This is a genomic window from Marinoscillum sp. 108, assembly GCF_902506655.1.
Lineage (GTDB): Bacteria > Bacteroidota > Bacteroidia > Cytophagales > Cyclobacteriaceae > Marinoscillum > Marinoscillum luteum.
Genome location: NZ_LR734808.1, coordinates 3259302 through 3271564, shown reverse-complemented (window position 1 = coordinate 3271564; position 12263 = coordinate 3259302). Strand labels below are relative to the sequence as shown.

Sequence of the window (12263 nt, the reverse complement as noted above, 5' to 3'; positions counted from 1 at the left end):
AAACCCCGCCAAATTTCTACAAAAATGAAAAATTTGCTCATTATTACCTCGTTTATCCTGCTCTCCGGATGCATGGCAGAGCGGGAATTTATCGTAGAGTATGATTACAGTTATCGCGGGAAATTTAAGCGCTACGATACCTTCAATTTTCTAAACCTGGGAGACACCGTAAACTACAATGGCCTTAGTGACAGCATGATCAAAAGAGAAATTGAACGTAGGATGATTTCTCAAGGCTATAAAAAATCCGATAAGCCCTCAATTTACATTGCTTACAAAGTATTCTCCAACGACATGTCTTTCAAAGGCTACGAGCAGCTGGAGCTGGAGAGCTGGGATGCCCTGTACGCAGAGCGCGCTGAGAATGAAAACAACCTGGAGTACATCCGTGAAGCGAAGTATACCAATAAAGCCTATGAACTTAAGAAAGGCACCCTACTGATTGACTTTGTAGACCGCAAGTCCAATGGTGTCATCTGGCAGGGCTATGCCAGTGGGCTATTCGATGACAGAACTTATTTCTCTAAAGACGTGCGGTATTCGGTACGCAGTATTTTGAATCAATACCGACTACTAGCGGCCAGCTACCAGTAAAAATAAAAACGACTCCAAATAAAAAAGCCTTCGGAATCCATATTCCGAAGGCTTTTTTTGACACTTAAAACTTCAGTGATAAGGCCAGCATGAAATTAGTCCCCGCCTGAGGGTAATAGTAATTTTCACGCACCACATAGTCTCCTCCGGCATAGCCAAAGGTGTAGCCATTGCTCACATATTGCACATCGAAAATGTTATTCACCAAAAGTGAGATGCCAATTTGCTTCACCTGCTTGCTGGCAAACGTGAGATCCATTTTCAGGTCATTCACAAAGTAGGCATCAATGCTGCGATCATCATTAGACGTATTGTCCAGATACTGCTTACTCACATACTTGCTCAACAAAGAAATCTCCAGGAAGCTCAGTGGCTTGTAACCAATCTGCGTGCCACCAATCACATTGGGAGAGAATGAGATGTCAGTATCGGTGTATTCATTTTGGATTTCGTTGTACTCGTCAAAGGCCGGACCATAGTCGTAAATCACCTCTGTAAAGTTGGCAATCTTGTTTTTACTGAGGGTCAGATTTCCAGACAGGGTCAGGGCGTCCATCACCTTCACCGCTCCCACAAGCTCCACACCCATCCGGTAGCTATCAGGCACATTGACCCGTATGGATGAACCCACATCATTCACCGCACCGGTGAGCACCAGTTGGTTTTCATAATCCATGAGGTAGTAGTTGGCTGAATAGCTATAATTCCCTGCAGCTTTACGATACCCAACCTCCAGGTTGCGCATGGTCTCTGCCTTTGGAATCTGACCCTCGGCAGCATCTACAAAATCACCACGCACCGGCTCCCGGTTGCCCACGGCGTAAGAGGCATAAAAACTTTCGCCCCGCTTCACCAAATAGGTCATGCCCACCTTTGGGTTGAAAAAGGCGTAAGTGTCTCCTGTATCTATATTCCTCAGGTCGCTGTCCACTCCCTTCGTGTGATAATCCAGCATTCTGACCTGTGCATCTGCAAAGAGGTTCACTTTAGGAGCTACCTGATAGTTTCCCTTCAGGTAAACATTGAAATCGGTTTTCCTTCCGAAATTGTCATAATAACGATCCCGAATGGCACTGGTACTGGCATACTGTGCCCAGATGATTTCACCAAAATGATCCCCATCATATTTGTTCCAGGCACCTCCAAAAGACAAATCCCATTTCTCCTTAGTGTAGTTAGCTGAAAAGGTGAATCCATAAAAGTCGTTGTCCAGCCATCTGCGACGAATCAGGTCTGTGGATGAGATGGTGCTGTCACCAATCACTACATCCGGCAACGCGTAGTCCGCCAGGTCATCATCCGCTCTGTACTGCTCATAGTACCCACGTCCGTAGGTATAGTGCAGGGCTCCGTTCACATTGAAATTAGGATTGAAAACATGACTTAAATGGAGCTGATAGTGGTCTTGCTGATAGTTGTCCACTTCATTGTCATACTGATAGTAGTTGTAGGTGCGTCCTGAGTTGAGCAGATTATCCGCCTGTTCGTCGGAGAGTCCATTGTTGGCAATGACCTCCATCATCCCGTCCACGTCATTGTTCAGCCGGGCCTCAGGAGTACCCCACCAGGCCTGATAAGTCACTTCCTTGCCTGCAAAAACCACAGCTTTCACGGTAGTCTTATCTCCATAGTACCCGCCAGACAGGTAGTAAGACTTCAGATCGGCCGATGCACGATCCAGGTATCCGTCAGAGGATATCTGTGACAATCGCCCCTGAAAAGCCCATTTTTTGTTAATCAGACCGGTATTCATTTCTACCGTGTGTTTCCAGGTATTGAATGACCCAAAACTATTGTCCACTTTGGCGTAAGCCTCCTGAGAAGGCATGTCCGTTTGCAGGTTTACGGAAGCACCGAAGGCTGCCGCACCATTGGTGGACGTACCCACCCCACGCTGAATCTGAATGTTGTTGACAGAAGAGGCCATGTCCGGCATGTTTACCCAAAACGTACCATGCGATTCCGAATCATTGATCGGCACACCATTTACGGTCACGTTGATTCGTGTGGGGTCGCTCCCCCGGATCCTGATCCCTGTATAGCCTACACCATTTCCTGCATCGGAGGTCACCACCATAGAGGGCGTATGCTGCAGAATAAAAGGCAGGTCCTGGCCCATGTTTCGGCCTTCTATCTCCTTGTTGGAAATGTTTGAAAAAGTGGTGGGTGTTTTCTCATTAGCCCGGGTAGCGTAAACAAAAACCTCCTCGCCTTTAATCACATTCTCATTCAGCGAAATCTCCAGAGAAACGTTTTCATTCACCTTCAGTACTTTCGTGTAGGTTTCGTAGCCCACAAAAGAAACACTCAACTCAAAAGTACCCGCTGGCACCTTGCTCAACATAAAAATACCATCCCCATCTGTAGAGGTGGCATACTTAGACTGGTTCAGCCATACGTTGGCTCCGGGCAAAGATTCACCCGCTTCGGTGACTACCTTGCCATCCACAGTGAACTGACCAAACGCACTGAATACAGCGGTCATTGCCAGCATTGACATCCAAAAAACTTTCATTTTAAATTGTTGTTAACATTTAACCATACGGAAAGCGGGGAACTTCCCTACTGGTTTATCATACTTCCCTACGCCGGCATTATCCGGATCAGGTTATTTGGGTATGATCTCAGCCCGATAGACTCCTTTTAGAATCCGTAAGGCACCCCTTTTGTAGCCGCAAACTTAGGCCAAAACTATTTGTTGAAGAAATCCTCGATTAAATCCTGAGCACATTTGACCCTGAGGTCTTCGATCCCTGATACAATGGCATACGGCAGGTCATGCTCCTTCAGGTAGGTTTCGTATACATCAAAAAAGTGCTTTCTCAACTTGGGGTGCTCACGCTGCGGATCAGGCCGCCAAATCAAGTCTATATTACCCAGCAGGTAAAAATCGTACTGGCGCCTCTCCAACTCCTCCAGTATCCAGGGGTCGGCTTCACCATACTTGTGCTCACTCCAGACCTTCATCACAATGAGGTTGGTATCACAAAAAAGATACCCACTGGCCTGCTCGGCCTTATCATCTTCCCAGGCCATCTGGCCCTGCGCTATATGCAGAAGATCCTCTTTTTGGTATTCTCCCTCTAGTCTGTCCAGATAAAAACGAGCGTACTCCGGCACCCATTCGGTATCGTAAATCCGTGCCAGATGCTGGCACAACTCACTTTTCCCGGTAGACTCGGGACCAATTATCGCTATCTTTCTGATCATGACTTAAGCAACGTTTTTCTCCATGAAAAATACCCCCAGGTGGCCAGTACTGTAAACACAAAAAACTGAAAAGCTGTAAATGGCAATCCTTTATACAAGTAAAGCGGCACCGAAATAATATCTGCAATGATCCAGGCAATCCAGTTCTCAATTTTCTTTTCGGCCATCAGCCACATACCTACCAGGGCAAATGATGAGGTAATGGAATCCCAGTTGGGCACATCGCTATCGGTGAAGTAAACCAAAACGGTTCTGATCACAATGAAAGACACAATGAAGAACAAAATACTGATCACATTTTGCTTTTTGCTATTACTTGTAATAGGAATCTGCGGCTTATTCTCGCTATCGGTCCAATGATACCAGCCATACACACTCATCACAAAATAATATCCATTAATACCCATATCGGCATACAGCTTATATTCAAGTGTGAGGTAGATATAAATCAGCACGGACACGATACCGGTGGGATACACCAAAATATTTTCCTGCTTGGAATACCACACACTCAACAACCCAAAAAACACCGCCACAGCTTCCAGCCATGTAGTCTGATACATCTGTTCCAGTAGCTGCGAGAAGAATTCATTCATGCCTGTAAATTATAAATCACATTAAGTTTCGCAATCTCTATAAGACCAGTTAATTTTGCCCGGCAAATAATAACAAATATTGTTTGCATGAATCTCGACGATAAATTCCTCTTTGAAGCACTAACCTATGATGATGTGCTTCTCCTTCCAGGTTACTCTGAAATCCTCCCCAGAGATACCGACACTTCCACCAGAATTACCCGCAATATTAGGCTGAATATCCCACTTGTGTCCGCTGCTATGGATACGGTGACCGAAGCTGAGCTGGCTATTGCCATGGCGCTGGAAGGCGGTCTGGGTTTTATTCATAAGAACATGCCTGCCGACCAGCAAGCCGCACAGGTGCGCAAAGTGAAGCGATCTCAAAGTGGAATGATTCTCGATCCCATCACCCTCTCTCACGATAGTGTGGCCGGAGATGCAGAAAAGATCATGCGCGAAAATAAAATTGGAGGAATACCTGTCATCGACCAAAATAAGAAATTGATCGGGATCATTACCAACCGTGATTTGAGGTTTCAGAAAAACATGAAGCGCCCGATCCGGGAGATCATGACCACAGAAAATCTCGTCACAGCAGAAGTGGAAGTGGGTCTGAAGGAAGCCGAGCAAATTCTGCAAGAATATAAGATAGAAAAGTTGCCAATCATCGATAAAGACGGCAAACTCACAGGGCTTATCACCTACAAGGATATCCTGAAAAACAAAGACCGCCCTAATGCCTGCAAGGACGAATACGGCCGACTGAGAGTAGGCGCAGCTGTGGGTGTGACTCCAGACATGGTAGATCGGATCAAGGCATTGGTAAATGCGGGTGTGGACGTGGTGAGCATAGACACTGCTCACGGTCACTCCAAAGGCGTAATCGACGCAGCTAAAAACGTCAAGAAAGCTTTTCCGGATCTGGAACTCATCGTGGGCAACATTGCTACCTATGAAGCGGCAGAGGCGCTGGCAGCAGCCGGAGCTGATGCAGTGAAAGTAGGTGTAGGTCCTGGAAGTATCTGTACCACCCGCGTGGTTGCGGGCGTAGGCGTACCACAGTTATCAGCCGTGTATGAGGCTGCCAAAGCCCTGAAAGGAAAAGACCTACCCATCATAGCCGATGGAGGTATTCGTTTCTCCGGCGACCTGGTGAAGGCACTTGCTGGTGGTGCCAGCAGTGTGATGATTGGCTCTCTTTTAGCAGGAACCGAAGAAGCTCCAGGGGAGATGATCATCTACGAAGGACGAAAATTCAAAACTTACCGTGGAATGGGCTCCGTGGAAGCCATGGAAGACGGCTCGAAAGACCGTTATTTTCAGGATGCGGAGGACGACATCAAAAAACTGGTACCGGAAGGCATAGTAGGCCGGGTGCCTTACAAAGGCATGGTTTCTGAAGTCCTTTATCAACTCACTGGAGGCCTCAAAGCAGGTATGGGTTACTGTGGAGCCGGGACTATTGAGCAGCTACACAATGCTAAGTTTGTGAAGATCTCTGCAGCCGGAGTGGCAGAAAGCCACCCACATGACATCACCATTACCAGAGAAGCTCCTAACTATAGCAGGAGATAGAGATTCGAGAATTCGTCGGCTCTTTTAGATAGGGGTAAAAACAGTTGCGTTTCATGCGCAGCTTTTTTTATCTTTATCTGAATGCCCATGAAAAATACTTTCCTCGTTATTGTTGGATTTTTATTACTTAGCTGCAAAAAGGACTGCTGCGAGTCCATTCCAGACCGACCTGCATTCAAGTTTGTCAACGCCGATGGACTGGATTTACTAAATCCAATCACCCCAGATTCATTGGAGGCCGACGATATTGAATTTTGGACGATCAAGGACAACAATCAAATTCCATTGTTCGCCTCCATTCAAGAGCGAATAAGATTCACTTCAGACACCAGCTTCTGGTTACTTTCATTCGTGAAGACGGGAAAACTGCCTACATGAACAATAATTCAGGTGCCTGGGAAGTATTCATTCGGTTTAAAAGTAAGGATATAGACACCATCCCCTGGGTCACATCAGGAAAGGGCGGAGCTATCTTTACAGATGAAGTTCGATATAATGGCAAAATTGTTGACTTAGTTCCCTGCGAGACTTCTATACCATTGAGAAGCACTTTGATTAGGGTTTGAGGTGGTCATAAAACAGCCATTCGATTGGGTTTGAGCACTAATTCAGCTAACAAGGTCTAGAGCTATGAAAAAACCACAAGTAATCATTCTGACTTTAATAGCCCTTGCAATGGCCTGCTCTAAAGAGGGAGGTGAAAATCGGGCAACATTTCCAAAACTAAGGCTGGTGACTGACACTGGGGTTGACTTGTTGAACCCCGATAGTCCAGAATCCTATGACCAGAATCAAATGGAGGTTTGGACTATACAAAATGACTCCAAGGTCAGCGGGAAAATAGAAATTTGGCCAAGGGAGATAACTGCCATGGATAGTTCTCTTTTTATATTAGGAGTCGATCTCTTTTATCGAGGGTCAAGATATATTGAAGATACCGGCAACAAGGAGTTCTTTATTAGGTTAACAGAATCAGATATTGATACAATCACTTGGGTGGTAGGAGGCACAAGTAGTTTTAACACCTGGACCTCAGAGGTGAAATATAATGGGCAAACAGTAGAACTTAGTGAACTTCAGGATTACTATGTAATTATAAAGGAGTGACCCATCACCCTCAAATTTACCTTGGTATGCTCTCCAACATAAAGCTCAAAGTAAAGGCTTAGGCTTCTAGAGGCCTTTTACCGCGTCAATGAATAGTTGGTTGATATACTTCTGATATTTTATGGTCACTTAAACCAATAACTGGCTGGAATCGTTAAAAAAAGTGAAAGCCGTCCATACATTATATGGATGGCTTTTTTATTAAGGGTCACCCCCGTATTTTTGCGGCACGCCGATGCTCTCCGAAAAACTCAAAATACGACTTAGCTTTTTAGCAGGCATCCTGTCATGGCTACTGTTTACTTTTTTTGATCTCTACCTCCTTTTTGTAGACCAGTACCAGCTCAATGTAGACTTGTCGGCCATTTTGCCACAGATTTTCCTGACGACCCTGGTGCTTTCCACCCTGTCTTACTACCGGTACACCATCACCAAGGCAGATAGCATCAACTTCATCGATCTATTATGGCGGGTGTTCATTACCGGCCTGGTCACCACCATCGGCTCGCTTTTCATCCGGTTGTTTTTCTATATTTTCGGTAACAGCACCATCAGTGAAAATCCATTCACGGTAAATTTCCTCTACAACATCCTGATCGGGCTAGTGGTCGTCTATCTGGTTTCCACATTTGTGGTTTGGAAACGACTGATCCTGTATCAGAAGTCCAAAAACCTCATCCAGCTCTGGGGATTCTTCGAGTATGCCTTGCTGGGAAGCCTGATTTTTGACCTGTTTGGCAACAAATTTCTCAGCGTCAACTTCAATACGGCACTGATCTTTTTAGGAGGCCTGGGCATTATCCTTGCTTTTAACCTCAAGTGGATTGCCTACCTCAATTTCAAACAGAAGTGGAAAAGCATTCTTTTCATTATTCTCTCAGGCATCTATCTGTACCATTTCCTGCTGAACCTGATGAATTTTTCGGAGACCGGCGCCCTCAATCTGGACCTGCTGGATCGGGCCTACTTCGTTTCGCTGTTTATCTTCATCATATTGTATGCGGGCATTTCCATCCTGGTTACCCTCTTCAACCTACCCACTTCTTCTGTTTTTGAGCGGAAGCTCCAGGAGGCTATTGACTTTCAAAAGCTGAGCCAATCCATTCCGGCAGGGCAGAGTGCCGAGCAGACCTACGACATCCTGCTGGAGAGCTCTATGAGCGCCGTATTTGCGGATGCTGCCTGGCTGGAGATCAGTGGAGAAGAGCCCATCCTACTCACCCGTGGCGTCACTACCCTCACTGTGAAAGATATTAAAGAGAGTGTACGACAGGACTTTATCAAAAAAATACTGAGTCAGCAGGTCTCCAATGAATTTGCCCCCAGCAAGGTCATTGGCACCCTCAATCATCCTGACTTCAAATCCATCATCGCCGTGCCGGTCATGGTTCAAAACGAACAAATAGGTTCTCTGGCTTTACTGCAGGAGGTAGGCGACGCCTTCAACCGGGAGATGGTGGACATCATCACCACGTTTGTAAATCAGGCCAGCATCTCTATTGAAAACTTCCACCTCATCAGGGAGGCACTTGACAATGAGCGTTACAAGGAACAATTGAAGATTGCTAAAAGTGTGCAAAAGAGCCTGTTGCCTTCGGTACTCGAACGCAACGACTGTTTTGAAATAGAAGCCTATAGCATGGCTGCCGATGAAGTGGGGGGAGACTATTATGATATCATTGAGCCTTCTAAGGACATCTTTAACCTGATCATCGGGGATGTGTCTGGTAAAGGCACGTCCGCTGCGTTCAATATGGCTCAGATGAGGGGTATTTTTCACAGCCTGGCCCAGGATGTAAGTACCCCAAAGGAATTTATCACCAAAGCCAACTCCGCCATAGGCCGTTGCCTGGAGAAAAACTCCTTCATTACCGCCATTTTCTTCGTGATCAACACCCGGGAAAAAAAATTCTGCTATGCAAGAGCGGGGCACTGCCCGGCCATGTATTATTCAGCTTCAACCGGAAATATCACCCTTTTAGAGAAAGAAGGACTGGGACTGGGTATCCTGAGAAACTCGCAGTACAACGAATACGTTCAAGAAGAAACCATAAACTACCAGCCAGGTGACTTATTGCTCCTGTACACAGATGGTATTTCAGAAGCCAAAAATGAATACAAGAAGCAATATGGCGCGGATGGCCTGAAATCCTCACTGCAAAACCACATTAATGCGCCTTTGGGTAAACTGAAAGATATGCTCATTAACGATCTGCTGAAATTTTTGAATGGAAACAAATTGGACGATGATTATACACTTACCATCGTCAGGTTTAAATAATAACTATGGTAGAAATAAACATACAGGCTGAGTCGGATTACCAACTCATAGAGGTCAGGGGAGAAGTGGATGCCAGCTCATCGATAGAACTGGACAATGCATTGAAATCGGCAGCTGAAAACTATGCTAAAATACTGATCAACCTCAGCAAACTAGAGTATATCTCTTCCGCTGGGTTGGGGGTGTTTATTTCCTATCTGGAGGAGCTCAAGACCAATGACATCAAATTGGTTATTTTCGGTCTCCAGGAAAAAGTCAGAGAGGTTTTTGACATTCTGGGGCTACAGCATTTGATGAATATTACCAATAACAAAGAAGAAGCCCAGGCGCTTTTGAATGGAAAATAAGCTGACCATATCGTGTAGCAAGCAGAATCTTGCCAAGATCAGACAGTTTGTTGCCGACATCCTACATCGTCAGGCCATCAAAGAAGTGGAAGCACACAAGCTCGTACTTGCAGTGGATGAAATCTGTGCCAACCTGATCATTCACTCCAATCATTGTAATCCCACACAAACCATTGAAGTCTACGTTGATTTTCAGCCAGCCGAGCAAGTCACTTTTGTCATCCGAGACCAGGGGATCAGCTTCAATCTGAGTACTTATGCTGAACCCTCGCTGGATGAGATCGTCTCTTCCAGAAGGAAAGGTGGCGTAGGGCTGATGCTGGTCAAGAGAATAATGGACAAAATAGAGTTCTCTACCGAGAAGAATTACAATATTTGCAAGCTGACTAAAAAGCTGAGTGAATGAAATATGGCTGGATCATAATTTTGGCATTTTCCTACGGATGCGAGTTTTTCAAACCGAAAGAAACAGCCACCGAAGCGCCCATTGCCAGGAGCATGGAGAGCTACCTCTACCCTTCCGATCTGGATGGACTTTTTCCCGCCAATATTTCCTCTGATGACAGCACCAAGCTGGCGGAGAAATACATAGAAGACTGGATCAAGAAGCAGCTGATGATTTCACGATCTTCGCAAGCAGTGGATTTTAACGAGGCAGAAATCGAGCGTAAAGTGTTGGATTATCGCTATGCCCTCATGGTTCATTCTTTCGAGAAAAAATACATCACACAAAACCTGGACCGAGAGGTAAGCACCGAGCAGGTCACCAACTACTACAACGGCAAAGCCGATAACTTTTTGCTCAAGCAAAACATCGTGAAATGCATCTTTGCGCAAGTTCCCAAAAACGCACCCAACCTTGCCCAGTTTCGGCGTAACTTCCGGGCGCATCCCGAAGGAAATCTGGAAGACCTGAAATCATACGTTTCTCAATTTGCCACTAAATCATACCTCGAGGATACTACCTGGATTATTTTCGATGAACTCATCCTGGGAACTCCGCTGGAAACGCTGGAAAACAAAAACCAGTTTCTTTCGAAAAACAAGTACTCCGAAACGACAAATGAGGAATACATCTATTTTCTAAATATCTTCGATTTTAAAATTTCAGATGAGATTTCACCGTTAGAGTTTATCAGAGAAGACATTAAAAACATAATCATCAATAAGAGGAAAATTGCGCTGAAGAAGGAGCTAGAAGAAAAAATTTATGATGAATCAAAGGAACAACATCTGTTTGAAATATATCGCGATTAGCATCGCTCTCATCTTACCGCTTATTACCAATGCCCAAACAGAGGGCGTGGTGGTAGATAAGATTATTGCTAAAGTGGACAATTACATTATCCTCAAATCTGACCTGGAAAAGGCTTATTTGGATTACCTGTCTCGTGGGGAGTTCAGAGGAAGCACTGCCAAATGCAACATACTGGAACAGCTGGTGGTGAACAAAATGCTGGTAGCCAAAGCTGAAATAGACTCTGTGGAGGTAGCCGATGAAGAGGTGCGAAGCAACCTCGGCAGGAGAATGGAGTACATGATCTCTCAGATAGGCTCCCGGGAGGAGATAGAGGCCTATTATAAGAAGTCAATGGATCAGATAGAAGCAGATCTTTTTGACGACATCAAGGAACAAATGGTCATCCAGCGGATGCAGCAAGATATTACTGCTGATCTGAAGGTGTCTCCGGCAGAGGTGAAGAGATTCTTTGGCAAAATTCCTCAGGATAGCCTTCCATTCTTCTCCACCGAGGTGACAGTAGGGCAGATCGTAAAGCAACCCAAAGCTGGTACCAAGCAGAAGGAAGATGTAAAGAAGCTCATGTATGAAATCCGGGGAAGGGTTCTCCAGGGAGAGTCTTTTGCCGCTTTGGCCAGGCAATATTCTGAAGATCCGGGCTCAGCAGCCAGAGGTGGGGAGCTCCCCTTTTACAAGCGGGGAGATTTGGCACCCGAGTTTGAGGCCACAGCCATGACCTTGAAGGAAGGCGAGCTTTCTATGCCCATAGAAACTCAGTTTGGCTATCACCTGATAGAACTTCAGCAAAAACGTGGAAATACCTTCAAAACGCGGCACATACTCATCTCTCCGAAACCTTCGTCTGAGGATGTGATCAAGGCCCGGACTTACCTAGACAGTCTCAGAACCGCCATTGTGAATGACAGCATTACATTTCAGGCGGCAGCTAAGGAATACTCTGATGATCAGCTCACCTCATCCAATGGTGGCTTTTTTCTGGATGATAATGAGTCCAACAGGGTCTCAGTAGATCAATTGGATCCTACCATATTTTTCACATTGGATACCATGAAGATCGGGAGCATCACCAAACCACTGGAATTTCAGCAACCCGATGGCTCCACCGCTTTCAGGATTCTTTATTATAAGAATAGATTGGCCCCTCATCAGGCCAACCTGAAAGATGACTATCAAAAAATAGCAGCAGCTACCCTCAATAATAAAAGAAATAAAATTTTATCCGAATGGTTTGATGATGCCAGGGATGAAGTTTACATTGATATCGATCCAGAATTTGATCACTGTAACCTACTGGAACAATAACCGAAAAG

General features: G+C 45.4%; 12 protein-coding genes and 1 riboswitch. Of the genes, 9 read left to right on the top strand and 3 right to left on the bottom strand.

Annotated elements, in window-relative coordinates:
* The first annotated feature begins 24 nt into the window (after positions 1 to 24).
* Entirely contained in the window at positions 25 to 594 is a 570-nt protein-coding gene (locus GV030_RS13275; RefSeq protein ID WP_159582799.1) for a DUF4136 domain-containing protein, read from the top strand.
* Positions 595 to 658: 64 nt separating this feature from the next.
* Here the strand turns inward: GV030_RS13275 and GV030_RS13270 are convergent, their stop codons facing one another.
* The 3 genes from GV030_RS13270 to pnuC form a co-directional block, all read right to left on the bottom strand.
* On the bottom strand, positions 659 to 3109 hold the full coding sequence (locus tag GV030_RS13270) for a TonB-dependent receptor (RefSeq protein ID WP_159582797.1): 2451 nt from the start codon (positions 3107 to 3109) through the stop codon (positions 659 to 661).
* 48 nt (positions 3110 to 3157) lie between these two features.
* Positions 3158 to 3269, bottom strand: a riboswitch (TPP riboswitch).
* 16 nt (positions 3270 to 3285) lie between these two features.
* On the bottom strand, positions 3286 to 3804 hold the full coding sequence (locus GV030_RS13265) for an AAA family ATPase (RefSeq protein ID WP_159582795.1): 519 nt from the start codon (positions 3802 to 3804) through the stop codon (positions 3286 to 3288).
* Positions 3801 to 4400 (bottom strand): nicotinamide riboside transporter PnuC, encoded by a 600-nt coding sequence (gene pnuC, locus GV030_RS13260; RefSeq protein WP_159582793.1) that lies wholly within the window; start codon positions 4398 to 4400, stop codon positions 3801 to 3803. Before pnuC ends, GV030_RS13265 begins: the two co-directional genes overlap by 4 nt.
* Positions 4401 to 4487: 87 nt before the next feature.
* Here pnuC and guaB point away from each other — a divergent pair, with 87 nt between their 5' ends.
* From guaB to GV030_RS13220, 8 genes are all read left to right on the top strand, one after another.
* Positions 4488 to 5957 (top strand): IMP dehydrogenase, encoded by a 1470-nt coding sequence (guaB, locus tag GV030_RS13255; RefSeq protein WP_159582791.1) that lies wholly within the window; start codon positions 4488 to 4490, stop codon positions 5955 to 5957.
* Positions 5958 to 6044: 87 nt separating this feature from the next.
* The gene (locus GV030_RS13250; RefSeq protein ID WP_159582789.1) at positions 6045 to 6335 is read left to right on the top strand and encodes a hypothetical protein; all 291 of its coding nucleotides are present in this window, start codon (positions 6045 to 6047) and stop codon (positions 6333 to 6335) included.
* A gap of 252 nt (positions 6336 to 6587) precedes the next feature.
* Positions 6588 to 7064: a hypothetical protein gene (locus tag GV030_RS13245; RefSeq protein WP_159582788.1), complete on the top strand. Its 477-nt coding sequence runs from the start codon at positions 6588 to 6590 to the stop codon at positions 7062 to 7064.
* A gap of 235 nt (positions 7065 to 7299) precedes the next feature.
* Complete coding sequence (locus GV030_RS13240) at positions 7300 to 9345, top strand: SpoIIE family protein phosphatase (RefSeq protein ID WP_159582787.1); 2046 nt, start codon at positions 7300 to 7302, stop codon at positions 9343 to 9345.
* A 5-nt stretch (positions 9346 to 9350) separates the two neighbouring features.
* A complete protein-coding gene (locus tag GV030_RS13235; protein ID WP_159582786.1) occupies positions 9351 to 9692 on the top strand; it encodes an STAS domain-containing protein in 342 nt (113 codons plus the stop codon).
* A complete protein-coding gene (locus GV030_RS13230) occupies positions 9682 to 10098 on the top strand; it encodes an ATP-binding protein (RefSeq protein WP_159582785.1) in 417 nt (138 codons plus the stop codon). Before GV030_RS13235 ends, GV030_RS13230 begins: the two co-directional genes overlap by 11 nt.
* Positions 10095 to 10949, top strand: coding sequence for a peptidyl-prolyl cis-trans isomerase (locus GV030_RS13225; RefSeq protein WP_159582784.1), 855 nt, complete (start codon positions 10095 to 10097; stop codon positions 10947 to 10949). Before GV030_RS13230 ends, GV030_RS13225 begins: the two co-directional genes overlap by 4 nt.
* A complete protein-coding gene (locus GV030_RS13220; protein WP_255465389.1) occupies positions 10903 to 12255 on the top strand; it encodes a peptidylprolyl isomerase in 1353 nt (450 codons plus the stop codon). Before GV030_RS13225 ends, GV030_RS13220 begins: the two co-directional genes overlap by 47 nt.
* The last annotated feature ends 8 nt before the right edge of the window (positions 12256 to 12263 follow it).

Bases quoted from the DNA above. Each gene is read 5' to 3' on its own strand.
- GV030_RS13265 (WP_159582795.1), bottom strand. From the start codon at position 3,804: ATGATCAGAAAGATAGCGATAATTGGTCCCGAGTCTACCGGGAAAAGT.
- GV030_RS13250 (WP_159582789.1), top strand. From the start codon at position 6,045: ATGAAAAATACTTTCCTCGTTATTGTTGGATTTTTATTACTTAGCTGC.
- guaB (WP_159582791.1), top strand. From the start codon at position 4,488: ATGAATCTCGACGATAAATTCCTCTTTGAAGCACTAACCTATGATGAT.
- GV030_RS13230 (WP_159582785.1), top strand. From the start codon at position 9,682: ATGGAAAATAAGCTGACCATATCGTGTAGCAAGCAGAATCTTGCCAAG.
- GV030_RS13245 (WP_159582788.1), top strand. From the start codon at position 6,588: ATGAAAAAACCACAAGTAATCATTCTGACTTTAATAGCCCTTGCAATG.
- GV030_RS13270 (WP_159582797.1), bottom strand. From the start codon at position 3,109: ATGAAAGTTTTTTGGATGTCAATGCTGGCAATGACCGCTGTATTCAGT.
- GV030_RS13275 (WP_159582799.1), top strand. From the start codon at position 25: ATGAAAAATTTGCTCATTATTACCTCGTTTATCCTGCTCTCCGGATGC.
- pnuC (WP_159582793.1), bottom strand. From the start codon at position 4,400: ATGAATGAATTCTTCTCGCAGCTACTGGAACAGATGTATCAGACTACA.
- GV030_RS13240 (WP_159582787.1), top strand. From the start codon at position 7,300: ATGCTCTCCGAAAAACTCAAAATACGACTTAGCTTTTTAGCAGGCATC.
- GV030_RS13225 (WP_159582784.1), top strand. From the start codon at position 10,095: ATGAAATATGGCTGGATCATAATTTTGGCATTTTCCTACGGATGCGAG.
- GV030_RS13220 (WP_255465389.1), top strand. From the start codon at position 10,903: ATGATGAATCAAAGGAACAACATCTGTTTGAAATATATCGCGATTAGC.
- GV030_RS13235 (WP_159582786.1), top strand. From the start codon at position 9,351: ATGGTAGAAATAAACATACAGGCTGAGTCGGATTACCAACTCATAGAG.